Source organism: Pseudomonas sp. Irchel s3f10 (assembly GCF_900187515.1).
Taxonomy (GTDB): domain Bacteria; phylum Pseudomonadota; class Gammaproteobacteria; order Pseudomonadales; family Pseudomonadaceae; genus Aquipseudomonas; species Aquipseudomonas tensinigenes.
Genome location: NZ_FYDZ01000004.1, coordinates 353,739 through 374,562, shown reverse-complemented (window position 1 = coordinate 374,562; position 20,824 = coordinate 353,739). Strand labels below are relative to the sequence as shown.

The window sequence follows — 20,824 nt, the reverse complement described above, 5'->3', positions numbered from 1 at the left end:
CTGCACCTCAATGGCGAACCCGACTGAGATGGCAATGACAAAACCACGTTCGAAAAAGGCTCTATTCATTGGCCTGCCGTTAGCCTTGGCGATCAGCGCCGGCGCAGGCTTTGCCGTCTGGCAACACTGGTTCAAGGATGACCTCGGCTACCCGGTCAAAGTCATGAAACAGGCGGATGAGCTGCACGAACGCATGCTCTCTTTCGACAGCCATGTCAGCCTGACGCAGAACTTCGGCACCGACGGCCACGAAGCCGACAAGGACGGTGACGGCCAGTTCGATCTGGCCAAAGCCAATCGCGGTCGCCTGTCCGGCGCGGCACTGACCATCTTCGGCTGGCCGGAAATGTGGAACGGCCCGAACGCACCGCACAAGCCAACGCCCGGCTTCGTTGACGAGGCGCGCAACCAGCAGGAAATTCGCTTCAAGATCATTTCCGGCATGGTCCGCGACTATCCCAATCAAGTCGCCATCGCCTACACCCCGGACGATTTCCGCCGTCTGCACGGCGAAGGCAAATTCGCGATTTTCATCAGCATGCTCAACGCCTACCCGCTGGGCCACGACCTGAGCCTGCTGGACATGTGGACGGCGCGCGGCATGCGCATGTTCGGCTTCAGCTACATCGGCAATAACGACTGGGCTGATTCCTCGCGCCCGTTGCCGTTCCTCAACGACTCACCGGATGCCCTCGACGGCCTCTCGGATCTGGGCAAGCAAGCGGTCAAGCGCCTCAACGATCTGGGGGTGATCATCGACGTCTCGCAAATGTCGACCAAGGCTCTCGAGCAAGTCGCGCAACTGAGCCGTACACCGCTGATTGCCTCGCACTCGGCGCCACGCGCGATGGTCGATATTCCGCGCAACCTCAGCGACAAGGAAATGCAGCTGATCAAGAACAGCGGTGGCGTGGTGCAGATAGTTGCGTTCTCGCAATACTTGCGCCCACTGACGCAGACCACGCAAGACAAGCTCAATGAGATGCGCAAGGACTTCGATCTGCCGCCCCTGCCAAACCTGGCCATGGCGTTGATGCCCGGCGACCCGATCATTGCCGCGTGGTCCGAACAGAAGTTCGGCCAGTACGCCGTTCGCCTGTACGGCATCCTCGAAGAAGAACCGAAAGCCAGCCTCAAGGACCTCGGCGACGCCATCGATTACGCGGTACGCAAGATCGGCATCGACCATGTCGGCATCAGCTCCGACTTCAACGAGGGCGGTGGCGTCAAAGGTTTCGAGAACGTTGGCGAAATCCGCAACGTCACCGCCGAGTTGATCTCGCGCGGTTACTCCGAGGCGGATATCGCCAAGCTGTGGGGCGGCAACTTCCTGCGCGTCTGGGATCAGGTCGAAAAAGCCGCAAAACCGGCGGTGGCGGCTGCACCGGGAACTGCCAGACCATGAGCAATCGTCGGGACTTTCTCAAGCAGGCCGGGATCGTTGCGGCGGCGCTGCCGCTGGGGGCGAGCCTGCCCGATCTCGCCAGTGCTTCAGCCGCTGCACCGTTGCCGCGCAATAAGTGGGCGCGGTTGCAGCAACTGTTCGATCAGGATCCGGACTACCTGCATTTCTCCAACTTTCTGATCACCTCGCACCCCAGACCGGTGCGCGAGGCGATTGAGCAACATCGCGCGGCTCTCGACAAAAATCCCGGCCTGGCGATGGATTGGGATCTGGGCGTGATCGAACAGCGTGAGGAAAACGTGCGGGTCTGGGCCGCTCGCTACTTGCAGGCCAACGCCAAACAAATCGCGCTGACCGGCAGCACCACCGAAGGCCTGGCGACCATCTACGGCGGCGTGCATGTGCGCGCCGACCAGGAAATCCTCACCACCGTCCACGAACATTACGCCACCCACACCATCCTCGCCTTGCGCACCGAACGCGATGGCACGCGAGTCCGCAAGATCCCGCTGTTCAAGGATGTGTACAGCGCCAGCAAAGCCGAAATCCTCGCCAACATCGACAACGCCATACGCCCCGAAACCCGCGTGCTGGGGATGTGCTGGGTACATTCGGGCAGCGGCCTGAAACTGCCAATCGGCGAGATCGGCGCAATCGTCGACAAGCACAATCGCGGTCGCAGCGATGCCGACCGGATCGTCTACGTGGTCGACGGTGTGCACGGCTTCGGTGTGGACAACCTGAACTTCGCGCAAATGAACTGCGACTTCTTCATTGCCGGCACGCACAAATGGATGTTCGGCCCGCGCGGCACCGGGATCATTTGCAGCCGTTTTGAAGAGGTCAGATACGTCACGCCGATCATTCCGACATTCTCCGAAGCCACAGCGTTTTCCACCACCATGACCCCGGGTGGCTACCACGCGTTCGAGCACCGCTGGGCGCTGGACGAGGCGTTCAAGTTGCACCTGCAACTGGGCAAGGCTGATGTCGAAGCGCGCATTCACGCGCTCAACAGCTACCTCAAAGAGCATTTGCAACAACGCGCGCAAACCGAACTCGTCACGCCGTTGAGTCCAGAGTTGTCCGCCGGCTTCACGTTCTTCCGGGTCAAGGGCAAGGACAGCGACAAGATCGCTGCGCACCTGATGGCCAACCGCGTGGTGGCCGATGCCGTCCACCGCGATGTCGGCCCGGTGATCCGCACCGCACCCGGGCTGCTCAATGACGAAGCACAAATCGACCGTCTGCTGGCCGTGCTCGACCAAGCCCTCTGAGCGCTCCCTTTTCCTTTTAGCGAGACCCGCCATGAACAGTGAACTGCGTCGTTTTCCCCTCAAGACCCTGCCGGCGCTGATGCTCACCGCCCTCGCCGCCGGCCTGCTGCCTGGCGCTGCCCAGGCCGCCACGCCACCGGCGCCGGGCAAGGTGTTCAAGGACTGCAAGGACTGTCCGGAAATGGTCGTCCTGCCCACCGGCACCTTCACCATGGGTACCCCGGACGATGAAGTCGGCCGCGAGCCTGACGAAGGCCCGATGCACCCGGTGACGTTTGCCCAGCCGCTGGCGATCAGCCGTTTTCAGGTGCTGCGCGGCGAGTGGGATGCCTACCTCAAGGACAGCGGCTACAAAATGCCCGACGGTGACACGCGTCCAGGTCGTGCGTGCAAGGCCGGCATTCCCGACTATCAGGGCAGCGACCCGCGCAAACAGTACACCGACAAACATCCAGCGGTGTGCATGGACTTCCCTGAAGTCGAAGCGTACGTGGCGTGGCTGTCGAAAAAGACCGGCAAGCAATACCGACTGGTCAGCGAATCCCTGCGCGAATACGCCGCCCGTGGCGGCAGCAGCGGGCCGTTCCCCTTCCCCTTCGATGAAGGCAAGGAATACAGCATCGCCAAACACGCCAACACTTATGGCGCCGCCGATGGCTACAACTTCACTGCGCCGGCCGGCAGCTTTCCAGCCAATGCCTTCGGCGTGTACGACATGCACGGCAACATCTATGAATGGACGGCCGACTGCTACAACGAAAATTACCTCGGCGCACCGAGCGACGGCAGCGCCTGGCTGAGCGGCAAATGCGAGATCCGCCGTATCCGTGGCAACGACTGGGGCGAAGCGCCGGTGTTCTCCCGCTCTGGCAACCGCAACGCCACCTACACCGACACGCGCGGCGACTGGATCGGCTTTCGCGTTGCCCGCGATCTGTAACGCCCTCGCCCGGCTAAATTAGCCGTCCTGCCAGTCGTTTTACAGATGAGCGCGAACCGACACGGTGCGCCACCGCCCTCTACGTCATCCAGGCGAAGTCCGCGAACCATGCCGGCCTTCGCCGCTTTTTCCAGCAGGGAACCTCCATGAGCAAACCAACACGCGGGGTGATCAAAGAATTGTTCGCCCTGCTCAAACCCTTTCGGCTGATCGTGACCGTCTCGACCCTGCTCGGCATGGTCGGTGGTCTGAGTGTCACCGCGCTGCTGGCGACCATCAACAGCGTGCTGCACACCGAAGGCGACCTGAGCAACACCGTGGTCGCGGTCTTCGCCGGGTTGTGCCTGCTGGCCCTGACCAGTTCGATTTTCTCCGACATCGGTACCAATTATGTCGGCCAGCACATCATTGCCAAACTGCGTAAGGAGCTGGGCGAGAAAGTCCTCTCGGCCCCCATTGAACAGATCGAGCGCTACCGCAGCCATCGACTCATTCCGGTGCTGACCCACGACGTCGACACCATCAGCGACTTCGCCTTCGCCTTTGCCCCGCTGGCGATTTCCATGACCGTCACCCTCGGCTGCATGGGCTATCTGGCGATGCTGTCATGGCCGATGTTTTTGATGGTGGTGGTGGCGATTCTGCTCAGCACGATCATTCAGTACATTGCCCGCGGGCGTGGCATGCAGGGCTTCATGAAGGCCCGCGACTACGAAGACGAGTTGCAGAAGAACTACCACGCCGTGGCTGAAGGCGCGAAAGAACTGCGCATCCACCGCCCGCGCCGGCACCGCATGTTCGTTTCCGGTATCGAAGGAACGGCAAACAAGATCTGCGACACCCAAGTGCGTTCGGTGAATACGTTCGTCATCGCCAAAACCCTCGGTTCGATGCTGTTTTTCGTGGTCATCGGCTTGGCGCTGGGCTTGCAATCGCTGTGGCCGAGCGCCGACAAAGCGGTGATCAGCGGCTTCGTGCTGGTGTTGCTGTACATGAAAGGTCCGCTGGAACACTTGATCAGCACCTTGCCGATTGTCAGCCGCGCACAGATCGCGTTCCGCCGCATCGCTGATCTGTCGGAGCAGTTCTCCTCGCCCGAACCGCACCTGTTGCTCAGCGATCAAGGCCCGAAAAACAAAGTCGTGCACAGTCTGGAACTGACCGACGTGTCGTACAGTTTCCCCACCGTGGAAGGCGCGGCACCGTTCCGTCTCGGTCCGGTGAACCTGAAAATCGAACAGGGCGACATCATCTTCATCGTCGGTGAAAACGGCTGTGGCAAGACCACCCTGATCAAGCTGCTGCTGGGCCTGTACGCGCCGCAACAGGGTGAGATCCGCCTTAACCAGCAGATCATCGACGCCGCGACCCGCGATGATTATCGCCAGTTGTTCACCACGATTTTCGCCGACTATTACTTGTTCGACGACGTGGTCCAGGGCGACACGCATATCCCGGAAGACGCCAACAAATACCTGCAGCGCCTGGAGATCGCGCACAAGGTCAGCGTGCGTGACGGCTCGTTCACCACCACCGACCTGTCCACCGGCCAGCGCAAGCGTCTGGCGCTGATCAACGCGTGGCTGGAAGAGCGTCCGGTGCTGGTGTTCGACGAATGGGCCGCCGACCAGGACCCGACCTTCCGCCGCATTTTCTACACCGAGCTGCTGCCTGACCTGAAGCGTCTGGGCAAAACCATCATCGTCATTTCCCACGACGATCGTTACTTCGATGTCGCCGACCAATTGGTGCGCATGAGCGCCGGCAAAGTGGTCACCGAGCTTCAACCCGCTTGATTGTGAAAATTTTGTAAAAAAAGTGCGTTGAGCCTTTCCGGTTTTTGGAAGGTTCAACGTCTTATTTACAGTTAATAGAAATAGTTCTCAGTCAACACTTTGAAGAGTAGAAGAATAATGCCCGCACCGCACGGACTCCACCCGCTCGCCAAGGCTCTGCTGATCCGCCGTTCTTTCCGTTCCACGTTGCCAGCGCTGTGCGCCATGGCCCTCACCTTGCCGATGATCGGCCAGGCGCAGGCTGCGGCGGTGGCGATCAATATTCCTGCCCAGTCGCTGGGGAGCGCTTTGCAGGAATTCGGTCGCCAGACCAACCTTCAGGTGCTGTACAGCCCGGATGAAGTGAGTGGTCTGCGCAGCAGCGCGGTCAGCGGCAACCTGGAACCGACTGCCGCCATCGCGCAGTTGCTCAACGGCACCGACATCGCCTACAGCGTTGAAGGCAATAACGTCGCGTTGCGCTCGCGCAGCAACAGCGGCGCCAGCCTGGATCTGGCACCGACCAACATCTCCGCCACCGCGGAATCGGCCTGGGGTCCGGTCGACGGGATCGTCGCCAAACGCAGCGCCACGGGCTCGAAGACCGATACGGCAATCAAGGTCATCCCGCAGACGATCAACGTCGTCACCCAGGACGAAATCAAGATGCGCGGTTCGCAATCGGTCACCGAGGCCCTGCGTTATACCCCGGGCATTACCGGTGGCGGCTTCGCCGACCGCGTGAAGATTTTTGACGAGCCGACCTCCCGCGGCTTCTCCCCTACTCCGCTGTACCTCGACGGCCTGCACATGCCTTACGGCGGCGGCAGCACCGGCGGTTCGCTGCAGATCGACCCGTACACCCTCGAGCGCATCGAAGTGCTCAAGGGCCCGGCCTCGGTGCTCTACGGTCAGAACCAGCCTGGCGGTATCGTCAACATGGTCAGCAAGCGTCCGACCGCGACACCGCTGCACGAAATCAAAATCGGTGGCGGTAGCTATGACCGCGCCTACGGTGCCTTCGACCTCGGTGGCCCGATCGATGATCAGGGTGAATTCCTCTATCGCCTGACCGGTGTGGTCAACGACAGCAACTCGGCCATCGACTACGCCAGCCAGAACCGCATGATGCTGGCGCCGAGCCTGACCTGGCTGCCGAACGACCGCACCACCATCACCGTGTTCGGCCAGTACCAGAAGGACCACGACGTACCGGAAGCCCAGGGCCTGCCAGCGTTCGGCACGGTCAAGAGCACCTCCAACGGTCGCATCAGCCGCAGCCGCTTCATCGGCGAGCCGGACGTGAACAAGTACCATCGCGAGCAGTTTGTCGTCGGTTACGAAATCGCTCACGAATTCAACGACGTCTGGACCTTCAAGCAGAATGCCCGTTACGCCGACGTCAACGACCAGTACGTGGCACCACTGCACGGCTACTCGTTCCCGACCAACCCGGTCACCGGCCTCAACGACAACAGCTTCCAGAGCCGTTACGCCGTGGACTGGTCGCAGCACAACAAGGTCTATGGCCTCGATAACATTGCCCAGGCCAAGTTCAAGACTGCCGATATCGATCACACCGTGCTGTTGGGCGTGGACTACTACCACTTCAACTCGAAGTTCCTCGGCCTGTACGACCGCACCGCTCCGGGTATCGACCTGTACAACCCGGTGTATGGCAGCCAGATCAACTTCCGTCAGCCGTACAAATGGGATAACACCATCACCCAGACCGGCCTGTACGTTCAGGATCAACTGCGCTGGAACCAGTGGTTCCTGACCCTCGGCGGTCGTTACGACTTCGCCGAAACCGACAACAAGCAACCGCTGTCCGGCGGTCACAGCAACCAGAAAGACGAGAAATTCACCGGTCGCGCCGGCTTGGGCTACGAGTTCGAGAACGGCATCACGCCTTACGTGAGCTACGCCGAATCGTTCCTGCCGCAAACCGGTACCGACATGAGCGGCGGTGCGTTCGAACCGACCACTGGCAAGCAGTACGAAGTCGGCATCAAGTACGAACCGACCTTCGTCGACGGTTTCATTCAGCTGTCGGCTTACCAGATCGACCAGGACAACATGCTGACCACCGACCTCAACAACCCGGGGTTCAGCGTGCAGAGTGGTACGGTGCGTTCGCGTGGCGTAGAGCTGGAAGGCAAGGTCAATGTCACGCAGAACCTGCGCGTACTGGCCGCCGTGTCACGTAACCAGACCAAGTGGCACAGCGCCAACGATGGCCGCGAAGGTCGCACCGTGGCCATGGCTCCACCGCTGACCGCATCGGCGTGGATCAACTACGACTTCGACATCTCTACTGCTCTGGCCGGTTTTGGCATGGGCCTGGGTGCTCGTTACGTGCAACAAAGCTACGGCTCGGACTACGAGTCGGATTCCTTCCAGGTGCCGTCGTACACCGTGTATGACGCGATGGTTTCTTACGATCTGGAAAAATCGCCACTGCATGTCAAAGGTGTGAAGCTGCAGGCTAACTTGCAGAACATCACTGACGAGAAGTACGTTGCCGCGTGTAACGGTACGCTCGACTGCTACTACGGTGAAGGTCGTACCATGACTGCTGATGTGACCTATAACTGGTAATACGTTTAGCGGCTCACTGAAACGCCGGCATTTGCTGGCGTTTTTTTTTGGGCTGATTTGGGCTTGGCGGTCTGTGGGCCGACCAGGCTTTTTTGGGTTTTGGGATTTTGGGTTTTGGGTTTTGGGTTTTGGGTGTATATCCGTTTTTTTGGGTGTTGCCGCTGGCGGTTTCGCTCTTACAGCGAGTCCCTTTTTCAAACGCCAAAAAGGAACCAAAAGGCTTTGCCCCTGGCGTACGGCACTTCGCTTAGGCTCAGTGTTCCCTCGCTACGGTGTCCATCCGGGGGCATCGCCTACGGTTTGCTTCGCTGCACCTCCTCTCGATGTATGCGGCTACGCCGCACGGCGCTGCGCGCCTACCCCCGGATGAACACCTCCGCTCGGCCTGCCGATGGGGCAAAAGATCAAAAGCCAAAGCAGGATCACAAGCCAGATCAAAAGCCCCTCACCCTAGCCCTCTCCCGGAGGGAGAGGGGACTGACCGGGGTGTTCGGAAGAGGTACGCCGACGTGAAATACCGAGTCGAACTCACGCTTTGAAAAGCCCATAAATCGGCTGCCTTTCGCGGAGGCAGAGGGACTGACCGGGGTGTTTGGGGGAGGTACGCCGACGTGAAATACCGAGTCGAACTCAGGCTTTGAAAAGCCCCTAAATCGGCTGCCTTTCGCGGAAGCAGAGGGACTGATCGAGGTGTTTAGGGAAGCTAGCCGACATGCGATATCGAGTTGAACTCAGGCTTTGAAAAGCAAAGATCACAAGCCAGATCAAGAACCCCTCACCCTAGCCCTCTCCCGGAGGGAGAGGGGACTGACCGGGGTGTTTGGGGGAGGTACGCCGACGTGAAATACCGAGTCGAACTCAGGTTTTGAAACAGATCAAAAGCCCCTCACCCTAGCCCTCTCCCAGAGGGAGAGGGAACTGACCGTGGTGTTTGCGTGAGGTACGCCGACGTGCAATACCGCGTTGAACTCAGGCTTTGAAAAGCCCACAAATCGGCCCCCTCTCCCTCGGGAGAGGGCTGGGGTGAGGGGCAAGAGCACCACAAAAACCAAAGCCGTGCGCGCCGTGCTCTTCACCACTCAATAGGCCGAGTGTCAGCTCGCCTGCTCTTGATCTTGATCCACGGGCGACGTCGGAAGGCTGAGTGGAGGGATTGATCCGGGCGTGGGAGCGCAGCGACCGTTTGGCGCAGCCAAACACAGCGGGAGGAGGTGCAGCGAAGCAAACCGTAGACGCTGCGCCCGGATCGATCCCGCAGCGAAGGAACCCCGAGCCCCAGCGAGCGGGCCGCACGCAGGAGCAAGCCCTTTTGGTTACTTTTGGGGCGTTTGCCAAAAGTGACCCGCCGTAAGGGCGGAACCCTAATCAGCAACACCCGCAGCAACGGATATTCCCCCACCCCCGTCAAGCCACAGCAAACACCTCTACCAAGCGCCGAGCAATATGCCCCTGCGCCTCTTCAGCCTCATCAATAATCGCCCCCATGCGCATGAAGTCGTGGGTCATCCCCTCATAAACCTTCAGCTCCACCGCAACCCCCGCCGCCTGCAAGTGACGCGCATACGCCACGCCCTCATCGTGCAACGGATCACACTCGGCCAACACCAACAGCACCGGCGCAACGTTAGCGTTAACCTCAGCCAGCAACGGCGAAAAATGCGGATCGAGACGATCACTGGCATCACGCTGATAGTGCTCGTAGAACCACTGCAGCGAAGCCTTCTCCAGCAGATACCCTTCGCCGAACTGCTCGATCGAAGGCGTGCTGCGACTGGCATCAGTGACCGGATAGATCAGCACTTGCAGACGCGGCTGCACAGCCGCATCCGCCAGTTGCGCGGCGAGCACCGTGGTCAGGCTACCACCGACGCTGTCACCGGCAATCGCCAAACGCGCGGCATCAATGCCCAGATCCGCAGCACTCGCCACCAGCCAGTCCCAGGCATCGCGGGCGTCATCTGCGGCGGTCGGAAAGCGAAACTCCGGCGCCAGCCGATACGCCACCGACAACACCACACAATCGGCCATCGCAGCCAACGCCCGGCACAGAGAATCATGGGAATCGAGGCTGCCGACCACATAACCGCCGCCATGAAAATACAGCAGCGCCGGCCGCCCTGCCCCGACGCTCAGAGGCTGATTGCTGTAAAGGCGTGCGTGCAGGCGCGTGCCATCGCGCACCGGCAATTGCAGCTCTTCCACCACTTCCAGCTCGTCGCCACCGGCATCCATCAACAGCGACGACTGATCAAATTGTTCGCGAGCCTCTGCCGGGCTCAGCTCATGCATGCCAACGCGCTTGCCACTGGCCCGGCCGTTGCCGACCAGTTGCAGGAACGCGGCGATATCAGGGTTCAACGACATTCGTATTTCTCCAGACAGGTCGAGCGCCATAAAGGCGCCCGACCGTTTTTTTCAGGTTCAGAACACAGATCAGGACATGGCTACTGGTTCAACGATCTCGCCGAGCATTTCTTCAGCCTCGGACAGGAAAGTTTCATCGCGCGGAATCTGGAAGTGCCCGCAATCGAGCCATTCACCGCCCATGCCCGGCTGCGCAAGTTGCGCCGCCAGTTCCCCGGCCTCCTCTTCGCGACCCAACGTCCACCAGCAGATCGGGTTGACCGCCAAAGGTGCACAGCGATCCAGTTGCAACGACAGTTGCTTGAGCCGGCGCGCGACGCTGAACACATGGGCCAGCTCATCGGCACCCAGTGCCACATAGGTCGAAGCCCCATGTTCGGCACTCATGGCGCCGACGAACAGTGCCCGCAGGTTTTGCGCTGTTTCTTCACCAACGATGTTCAGATCCGACGCGGCATCCGGCAGGGTCACCCGCAGGAAGTCGCGCAGATCAGCCTGCCAGTCATCCACTGCGCCTTCGTTGACCTTGGCCGACGGCACAAAACTGTCCACCAGACCGACAAACTTCACGGTCTGTCCGGCCTGTTCCAATTGCGCGGCCATCAACATCGCCAACGTCCCGCCCAGCGACCAGCCCAACAGGTGATACGGCCCGTGTGGCTGCTTCTCGCGAATCTGCGCTACATAAGCGCTGGCCATGCTTGGCAGCGAAACATCGTTGAATGCCGGATCCAGCAGCATCCGCGACTGAATCGCCAACACCTGACGACGACCGCTCAAACGGCGCGCCAACGGCTCGTAGTCGAACACCGTGCCGAAACCTGCATGGATGCAGAACAGCGGCGCAACACCCTTGACCTCTGCGTTCATCGCCAGCAACCCGGTAGCTTTTTCGGCTGTCCCCTGCACACTGGCGACCAGTTCGGCGATGCTCGGTTTCTGCATCAGGTCGCGCAGTTTCAGGCTCAGCCCCTGAGCCTTGAGCACGCGACTGCGAGCGACCACCTGCAGACTGAGGATCGAGTCACCGCCCAGTTCGAAGAAGTTGTCGGTGAGGCCGACGCGTTCGATTTTCAGCACCTCCTGCCAGATCTTCGCCATGGCCTTTTCCAGCTCGGTGCGCGGCGCCTGGTAATCCTGACGCTGTTCAGCGTCCGGGTTCGGCAGCGCCTCGCGGTCAAGCTTGCCGTTCGGCGTCAGCGGCATGCGTTCGAGCAACATCAGGTGCGCAGGCACCATGTAGTCCGGCAGGCTGGCCTTGAGCTGCTCACGCAGGCGTTCACACAAACCGTCGGTTTGCGTATCGGCATTGGCCAGAACATAGCCGAGCAATTGCTTACCGCTGACGCCCTCGCGGGCTACCACGGCGGCGTCGCGCACGCCCGGCTGCTGCTTGAGACGCGCCTCGACTTCGCCCAGCTCGATACGGAAACCACGGATCTTCACTTGATGATCGATCCGTCCCAGGTAGTCGACAGTGCCGTCGGCGCGCTGGCGAACCAGGTCACCGGTGCGGTACAGACGACTGCCATCGGCGCTGAACGGGTTGGCGACGAAGCGCTCGGCGGTGCCGCCAGCCCGGCCCAGATAACCCCGGGCCAGCGCGCCGCCCAGGTACAGCTCACCGGCAAGGCCCACCGGCAACGGATTGAGATCGGCGTCGAGCACATAACCGCTGCGCTCGCCGACCACACTGCCGATTGGTGCGTAGGCCGCACCGCACTGATCGTCAGTGCCGGCCTTCCAGATCAGCGGCGTGACCACGGTTTCCGTTGGCCCGTAACCGTTGATGATGTACTGCGGCTTGAGCGCGCGTTTGGCCAGTTCGAAACTCGCCACCGGCACGGCGTCGCCACCGAAACAATAGATGCGCACCGGCGGCGGGTTGCCGTTTTGCTCAGCATGTTCAGCCAACTGCTGCAAATACACCGGCGGGAACGCGGCTACGGTCACGCCATGCTCATGCAGGGCGTTATAGGTCTGCTCGGCAGTCCATAGGCTGTCGTCACGGATCAGCAAGCGTGCGCCGTGAGTCAGGGTGGTCAACCAGCGCTCATGCGCGCCGTCGAAGGCGAACGACATGAAGTGCAGTTCACAATCGGCCTCACTCATTTCATAACGCTGACCGATCGCCTGGCAGTGCATCGCCAACGGGCCGTGAGCGACACCGACACCTTTCGGCTGGCCGGTCGAACCGGAGGTGTAGATCACGTAGGCGAGATTGCCCGGCTGCACCGCGACATCCGGTGCGCTGTCCGAGTGCGCGGCCAGCTCCAGTTGATCCAGCTCCAGCACATGCAGGTTGTCCTGCGTTGGCAGCACCTGACGCAGACTCGAATCACTGAGCAGCAAGGCAATCCCGGAATCGCGCATCAGATAGCTCAGGCGTTCCCGCGGATAGGTCGCATCCAGCGGCACATAAGCGCCACCCGCCTTGAGCACCGCGAGCAGCGCCACGATCATGTTTTCGCTACGCGGCAGTGCCACGCCGACGCGTACTTCCGGACCGACGCCTTCAGCGATCAAAGCATGGGCCAGACGGTTGGCGCGGGCATCGATCTGGCCGTAACTGAAGGACTGGTCATTGAAGATCAGCGCCGTCTGCTCGCCACGCTCCACCGCCCACTGGGCAATGCGCTGATGCACGGCGACTGCTTGCGAAGGTGCCGGCAGCGCCTGCGCGGTTGCGACCTGACCGGTCGGCAGACCAATGCGCCCCAGCGGTTGCGCCGCATCCTCGGCCAGCGCCGCGAGCAAGCCTTCCATGTTGCCGCGGATACCGTCGACGGTCGCCCGGTCGAAATGCTCACGCAGGAACATGTACTCGATCACCAGCCCTTCCTCGAGCGTGACCATCAAGTCCATCGGGAAGTTGGTCAGGCCGGCGTTGCTGATCTCGCCGAACTTCAGCGAGTCATCGCGCCACTCGCGCAGCGCCTGGTCGATCGGGTGGTTCTCGAACACGATGATGCTGTCGAACAGCGATTGCCCGGCACGTCCGGCCCAGCGCTGCACGTCGGTGAGCGGAGTGTATTCGCGCTCACGCATTTCCAGGTTGAAGTCCTGCAAGTCGCGCAGCCAGTCGCCGACCGCCTGCTCGGCCGGTACGTCCTTGATCACCGGCAAGGTGTTGATGAACAGACCGAGGATCGATTCCGACGCCGGCAGACTCGCCGGGCGCCCCGCCACTGTCGCGCCGAACGCGACACAGCGCTGGCCGCTGTAACGGCTGAGCAGCATCAGCCACGCGCCCTGCACCAAGGTGTTGAGGGTCACGTGCTGAGCTTGCGCGAAGGCCTTGAGCTGTTCGGTGCGAGCTTCGCCCAAGCGGCTGTACAACGCCTCGTGGCCGCGACCACTGCCGGTGCGCGCCACGGCATCCGCCAGGTAGGTCGGCTCGTCAAGCAGACGCAAATGCTCACGCCAGAAACCTTCACTGGCGTTGCCATCCTGCTGTTGCAGCCAGTTGATGTAGCGACGGTACGGCACGGCGTCGGCCAATGGCTTGCCGGAGTACTGGCTCAACACCTCGCCGATCAACTGCGAACTGCTCCAGCCATCGATCAGGATGTGGTGGTAGGTCCAGATCAGTTGATAACTGTCCTCGCCCACCTGCACCAGGGTCAGGCGTTGCAGCGGCGGCTGATCGAGATCGAAGCCCTTGGCCCGCTCGGCATCGGCCAACGCTTGCAGCGCTTCGGCCGAGTGATCCTGCTCACGCCAGTCGAGCAGGCTGATCGGCAACTGCGGATCGGCGAGGACGAATTGCAGCGGCTCGGCCATGTCCTGCCAGAGGAACCCGGTGCGCAGGATATCGTGGCGTCGGCTGACGGTTGCCCAGGCGTCTTTCAACCGCGCGGGGTCGAGGCCCTGCACCGGAATGCACAATTGGTTGATGTAGAGATCCGACTCCGGCGCGTTCAGGCCGAGGAACAGCATGCCCTGCTGCATCGGCGACAGGCGATAGAGCCCGGCCAACTGATCCTGCGCCAACGGCAACTCGGCGACTTGCGCCTCAGTCAGACCATGCAGCGGCACCTCGATCAGTGCTGCCACCGGCTTATCGCAGGAGGCTTCGACGCGCAGGGCCAATTGCGCAATGGTCGGGTGCTGAAACAGGTCTTTCGGACTCAGTTCCAGGCCTTGCTGACGGGCACGGCTGACCACTTGAATCGAGATGATCGAATCGCCGCCCAAGGCAAAGAAGCTGTCGCGGGTGCTGACCTGCGCCAGTCCCAGCACCTCTTTCCAGATGTCCACCAACGCCTGCTCGATGGCATTGACCGGATCGACGTGTTGTTGCGCCGCCGTCAGTTCCAGTGCCGGCAAGCGCTTGCGATCGATCTTGCCGTTAGGAGTCAACGGCATCTGCGCCAGCCACATGCGGTGCGTCGGCACCATGTAATCCGGCAGGGTCGCGCCCAGCCAGGTACTGAGGTTGTCCTGCAAGTCACGTTGCTGCTCGGCGCTGGCGTCGACCATGGTCGGATCGCTCGGCACAAGGTAGGCGATCAACTGTTGGCTGCCCTGCACTTCACTGGCCACCACGACCGCCTCACGCACGGCGGCATGCGCCACCAGACGCGCTTCGATTTCGCCGAGTTCGATACGCAAACCGCGAATTTTCACCTGATGGTCGATGCGGCCCATGTATTCCAGTTCGCCCTCTTCGCGTTCACGAATCAGGTCGCCGGTGCGGTACATGCGCTCGCCGTTGCTGGCGAGTGGATTGGGCACGAAGCGTTCAGCAGTCATCGCCGCGCGGCCCAGATAACCGCGGGTGATGCCAGCGCCGGACAAGTACAGCTCCGCCGAAACGCCTTGGGGCACGACGTGCAGATCGGCGTCGAGCAAGTGACTGACGCTGTGATCGAGGGCACGGCCGATACGCGGCTGGCCACCGGCGGTGCGGCGGGTCCAGGTCGAATAGGTGGTGTCTTCCGACGGGCCATAGAGGTCGTAAACGTGCTCGACCGTCGACTGCTGATACAGCGCGTCGACCAGGCCTTGCTTGAGCGGCTCGCCAGCCAGGTTGATGATGCGCACGCTCGCGGGAATCTGCCCGGCGCGTTGCAGTGCAGCGATGGCCGACGGCACGGTGTTGATCAGGCGCACTTGATCGCGCGCCGGCAGGTTCGGCAGTTCCAAAGCGTTGCGCGCAATGATCAGCGAACCACCATTGGCCAATGTGACAAACAGCTCCCACACCGACAGGTCGAAGCACACCGAAGTCGAGGCCAGCACACCTTGGATGTCGTCGCGGCTGTAGACCTTGGCCGACCAGTCGATCAGCGCCATGACGTTGCGATGGGCAATCGCCACGCCTTTCGGTTTGCCAGTGGAACCGGAGGTGTAGATCACGTAGGCGAGGTTGTCCGGTGTGACCGATGTCTGAGGTGCGCTAGCCGGATAAGCGTTCAGCGAAACCTGATCCATCAGCAGCACTTGCGTATCGCCCGGCACGCTCAGCGTCGCAGCGACCGCTTGCTCGGTGAGCAACACCCGCGCACGGCTGTCTTCGAGCATGTAGGCAACGCGATCGGCCGGGTAATCCGGATCCAGCGGCACATACGCGCCACCGGATTTGAGCACCGCCAGCAAGGCAATCAGCAACTGCTCGGAACGCGGCATCGCCACGCCCACGCGCACTTCCGGGCCGACACCGAGCTCGATCAACTTGTGCGCCAGACGATTGGCTTGCGCATCGAGTTCGGTGTAGGTCAGCTGTGTATCGGCGAAGGTTACCGCCAGCGCATCCGGAGTCGCCGCCACTTGGCGAGCGATGGCTTGATGAATGCACAGGTCGGTGACGAAGTCGGGGTCGACGCTAGTGACGTTGTCGACCAGGTTCAACTCGCTGAGCGTGCGCTCACCCGACTCGCTCATCTGCCCGAGCAGGCGCTGCAAGTACTCGCCCAACTGCACAACGCTGTGCGCCGCGAAGCTGTCGCACTGGTAGCTGAAGTGCATCGACAACTCATCGCTCAGATGCACCAGCAGGGTCAGCGGATAGTTGGTCTGCTCATGGTTGTTGATCTCGCCGAAGCGCAATTCCTGCGGCGCGCCCTGCGCCAGCGCCTCGGACACCGGGTAGTTCTCGAACACCAGAATGTTGTCGAACAGCGCTTCACCGTTGCGCGCCGCCCAACGCTGAATGTCGAACAACGGCGTGTGTTCATGCTCACGCAGCGTCAGGTTTTGCGCCTGCACGCTCTGCAACCAATCGCCTACGCTGGATGGCGAACGAGGGCTGGCGATCACCGGCAAGGTGTTGATGAACAGACCGATCTGCTGCTCGACGCCTTTGAGTTCCGCCGGACGCCCCGCCACCGTAGCGCCGAACGCCACACTTTGTTGACCGGTCAAGCGCTGCAACAACAGCAACCAGGCCGCTTGAATCAGCGTATTGAGAGTGACTTTCTGCTGCCGGGCGAACTCGCCCAACTGCCGCGTTTGCGCCGCGTCGAGCACACAGAAGTGCTCGCCATGGCCGTCCCGTGGAGCATCGCCACGCTGCGCCTGAAGTGCTTGCGCCAACAGGGTGGGCGCTTCCAGGTCAGCCAGTTGCGCGGTCCAGTAATGTTCACTGGCCTGCACGTCCTGACGCTGCAGCCATTCGATGTAATCGCGATAACGCCCGGCCAGCGTCGGCTGGGCAATGCCGCTGTAGCGCTGCAGCACTTCGCCGAGCAACTGCGAATTGCTCCAGCCATCCATCAGAATGTGGTGGTTGGTGTAGATCAAATGGCAACGCTGATCGTCCAGACGCACCACCACCATACGCAGCAGCGGCCCCTGGCTCAGGTCGAAACCTTGCGCCTGTTCGGCGGCGGCCAGCGCGTTCAACTCGCCCAGGCAATCGCTGCGCTCACGCCAGTCGAGCACGCTGAACGGCATGTCCAGTTGCTTGTGCACCACTTGCACCGGGCGCGCCAGTTCACCTTGCCAGACGAAACTGGTGCGCAGGATGTCGTGGTTGTCCACCGCCGCTTGCCAGGCCTGCTGGAAGCGCTGCGGGTCGAGGCCTTCGACGTCGAGGCGGACCTGGTTGATGTAATCACCGGTGGCCTGTTCGTAGAGACTGTGGAACAACATGCCCTGCTGCATCGCCGACAGCGGATAGACATCGGCAATCTGCTGGGCCGGCAAAGGCAAGCCGTCGAGTTGCGCCTGGCTCAGCGCCGCCAAAGGGAAGTCCGACGGCGTCAGGCCTTCGACGCCCGGGGTCAGGCAATGCTCGATCAAAGCGGCCAGTTCTTCGGCGTAATCCGCCGCCAGTGCTTCGATCACGGCGTTGTCGAAACGCTCGCTGCTGAAGGTCCAGCCCACGCGCAATTCGCCGCCATACACCTGACCATTGAGGGTCAGCCAGTTGCCCAGCGGCGCGTCCGCGCTCTGGTCGAGACCGGCATTGTCCGGCGCCGGTGCAAACAGCGCGCCGTCATCGCCCTCGAAACTGCCGTCGAACTGGCCGAGGTAGTTGAAGGTGATGCGCGGCGTCGGCAAGGCGCGCAGGCTCTGTTGTGCCTGAACATCGCCAAGGTGACGCAGTGCACCGAAACCGATGCCCTTATTGGGGATCGAGCGCAGTTGTTCCTTGATCTGCTTGATCGACTCGCCCGGTGTAGCCGCCGGGGTCAGACGCACCGGGAAGAGACTGGTGAACCAGCCCACAGTGCGGGTCAGGTCAACACCGTCGAACAGCTCTTCACGACCATGACCTTCGAGCTGAATCAGCGTCGATGACTGCCCGCTCCAGCGCCCGATCACCCGCGCCAGTGCCGTCAGCAACAGGTCGTTGACCTGAGTGCGATACGCCGCCGGCGCTTCTTGCAGCAGCTGTCGGGTCAGCTCCGCGCCGAGTTTGGTCTGTACCGTCTGCGCCAGTCTGTTCTGCTGCCCGGCGTCCACGCGCTTGCACGGCAGATCGCTGCCGACATCATTCAGGCATGCCTGCCAGTAAGCCAGTTCCTGTTGCAACGCTGCGCTGTTGGCGTAGCGCTGCAAGTGTTCACTCCAGTCCTTGAAGGCACTGGTCTTGGACGGCAGCTTCAGTGGCTGACCGTCGAGCAATTGCTGATAAGCGTTTTGCAGATCCTCAAGCAGAATCCGCCACGACACACCGTCGACAGCCAAATGATGGATCACCAACTGCAAACGCTGGGTGCCATCGGCCAGATTCGCCAACACGGCGCGCAATAGCGGCCCGTTCTGCAAATCGAGGCTGCGCTGCGCGCGGTTGCCCAAAGCCTCCAGTGCGTCGGCATCGGCGACGTCTTCCTGCCACAGCAGGTTGCGCGGCTGATCTTCAACCGCACGGTGCTCGGCCTGCCACACGCCGTTGTGCTGAGTGAAGCTCAGGCGCAAGGCATCGTGATGCGCGATCAGCGCGCGCAAGACTTGCTCGACTTTCTCCGCGTCCAGCGGCTGACGCGGCTTGAGCAGCACCGACTGGTTCCAGTGCTGACGCTCAGGGATATCATCTTCGAAGAACTGCTGCTGGATCGGCAGCAGCAACGCCGCGCCGCTCACCGCTTGTTGGTCGATGCTCGTTTCGTCGTCGCCCAACTGCGCGACCAGCGCCAGACGTTGAATGGTCTGGTGCTGGAACAGGTCTTTCGGGTTCAGGCGAATGCCGGCCTGTCGCGCGCGGCTGACCACCTGAATCGAAATGATCGAGTCGCCACCCAGTTCGAAGAAGTTGTCGTTGAGGCCGACTTGCGGCAGCTTCAGCACGTCTTGCCAGATTGCCGCCAAACGCTGCTCCAGCTCGCTTTGCGGTGCCTGATAGGCCTGCTGCGCCTGACTGGCGTCCGGCGACGGCAATGCGCTGCGATTGAGTTTACCGTTCGCGGTCAGCGGCAATTGCGCGAGCAGCAACAGGTGCGCCGGGATCATGTGATCCGGCAGGTTTTCCTTGAGTTCGGCACGCACGCGGTCGCGCCACTGCGCCTGTTCCGCTGGGCTGGCGTCGAGCAACGTGGCATCGCTCGGCACCAGCCAGGCGACCAGTTGCTGACCGCTGAGACCCGGCTGCGCCAGCACCACGGCTTGGCGTACGGCAGGCTGATCGAGCAGTTGCGCTTCGATCTCACCGAGTTCGATACGGAAACCGCGAATCTTCACCTGATGGTCGATCCGCCCGATGTATTCGATCACGCCGTCAGCGCGATAGCGCGCCAAATCGCCAGTGCGATACAGACGACCGCCGTCAGCGGCAAACGGATCGGGAATGAAACGCAGCGTGGTCAGGTCGGCACGGTTCAGATAACCGCGCGCCAGACCGGCGCGGCCGACGTACAGCTCACCGATGCAGCCCTTGGCGACCGGATTGAGATCGCCGTCGAGCAGGTACCACGACAGGTCGGCAATCGGCTCGCCGATCGGGCTGCTCGCGTCGCGCTGCAAATCGGCAATCGACAATGGCCGGTAAGTCACGTGCACGGTGGTTTCAGTGATGCCGTACATGTTGATCAGTTGTGGTGCCTGATCGCCGAAACGCTCGAACCACGGGCGCAGGCTCTTCACTTCCAGTGCTTCACCGCCAAACACCACGTAACGCAGCGCCAGCTGCTGCGCGGCATGTTCCGGGGCGCAGGCGACTTGCATCAACTGCTTGAACGCCGAAGGCGTCTGGTTGAGCACGGTGATGCCTTCGCGGCAGAGCAAAGCGAAGAAATCTTCCGGCGCACGGCTGACCTCGTAAGGCACCACCACCAATTTACCGCCGTACAGCAACGCGCCGAAAATCTCCCACACGGAGAAGTCGAACGCATAGGAGTGGAACAGGCTCCAGACATCCTGCGCGCCGAAATTGAACCACGCTGCAGTGGCTTCGAACAGGCGCAGCACGTTGCGATGGGCGAGCAAGGTGCCCTTCGGCTGGCCGGTCGAACCCGAGGTGTAAATCACATACGCGAGGTTGTCCGCACTCATCTGCACCTGCGGGTTGCAGTCGCTGTAACCTTCGAGGTCTTCGCGATCCTGATCGAGCATCAGACTGCGTACGGAGTCCGGCACGGGCAGGCGCGCAAGCAAGTGGCTTTGGCTCAACAGCAGGCCGATGCCGCTGTCGCCGATCATGTAGGCCAGACGCTCTTCCGGGTAGCTCGGGTCCAGCGGCACGTAAGCACCGCCCGCTTTGAGAATCGCCAGCAGGCCGACCAGCATGTCGAGGCTGCGTTCCACTGCGAGGCCGACGCGCACGTCCGGGCCGACACCACGGGCGATCAGCTTGTGGGCCAACTGGTTGGCGCGGCTGTTCAGTTCACCGTAGCTCAAGGATTGCTCGGCATACGTCACGGCCACCGCTTGCGGTGCGCGGGCAGCCTGGGCTTCGATCAAGTGATGCAGGCACTGCTCGTTGGGGAAATCGGCCACGGCCGGGTTCCATTGCCGCAGCGTTGCCGCGCGTTCGGCGGCGTCGTGCAGCGGCAGTTCGGCAATGCGCTGGCCGCTGTCG

Annotated in this window: 7 protein-coding genes (1 of these 7 running past the window's edge); 5 read left to right on the top strand and 2 right to left on the bottom strand. The window is 61.7% G+C overall.

Going from position 1 to position 20,824, the window contains the following annotated elements; genetic code table 11:
* Positions 1-34 precede the first annotated feature (34 nt).
* The 5 genes from pvdM (at position 35) to CKW17_RS12945 (ending at position 7,998) form a co-directional block, all read left to right on the top strand.
* Positions 35-1,405 carry a pyoverdine-tailoring dipeptidase-like protein PvdM gene (gene pvdM, locus CKW17_RS12965; RefSeq protein ID WP_095120107.1) on the top strand — a complete coding sequence of 457 codons (1,371 nt, stop codon included), beginning with the start codon at positions 35-37 and terminating at the stop codon, positions 1,403-1,405.
* Complete coding sequence (locus CKW17_RS12960; protein WP_095120106.1) at positions 1,402-2,682, top strand: aminotransferase class V-fold PLP-dependent enzyme; 1,281 nt, start codon at positions 1,402-1,404, stop codon at positions 2,680-2,682. Before pvdM ends, CKW17_RS12960 begins: the two co-directional genes overlap by 4 nt.
* 31 nt (positions 2,683-2,713) lie before the next feature.
* Complete coding sequence (locus CKW17_RS12955) at positions 2,714-3,622, top strand: formylglycine-generating enzyme family protein (protein WP_095120105.1); 909 nt, start codon at positions 2,714-2,716, stop codon at positions 3,620-3,622.
* Positions 3,623-3,768: 146 nt separating this feature from the next.
* A complete protein-coding gene (locus CKW17_RS12950; RefSeq protein WP_095120104.1) occupies positions 3,769-5,418 on the top strand; it encodes a cyclic peptide export ABC transporter in 1,650 nt (549 codons plus the stop codon).
* Positions 5,419-5,535: 117 nt separating this feature from the next.
* A complete protein-coding gene (locus tag CKW17_RS12945) occupies positions 5,536-7,998 on the top strand; it encodes a TonB-dependent siderophore receptor (protein ID WP_095120103.1) in 2,463 nt (820 codons plus the stop codon).
* A gap of 1,404 nt (positions 7,999-9,402) precedes the next feature.
* On the opposite strand, the gene CKW17_RS12940 is transcribed toward CKW17_RS12945, so the two are convergent.
* On the bottom strand, positions 9,403-10,362 hold the full coding sequence (locus CKW17_RS12940; protein WP_095120102.1) for an alpha/beta hydrolase: 960 nt from the start codon (positions 10,360-10,362) through the stop codon (positions 9,403-9,405).
* Between the two features lie 69 nt (positions 10,363-10,431).
* On the bottom strand, positions 10,432-20,824 hold the 3' portion of the coding sequence (locus CKW17_RS12935; protein WP_095120101.1) for a non-ribosomal peptide synthetase. 4,586 nt of this gene lie beyond the right edge of the window; the window shows 10,393 of its 14,979 coding nt (coding positions 4,587-14,979); its start codon lies beyond the right edge, outside the window — the gene reads right to left on this strand; it ends in the stop codon at positions 10,432-10,434.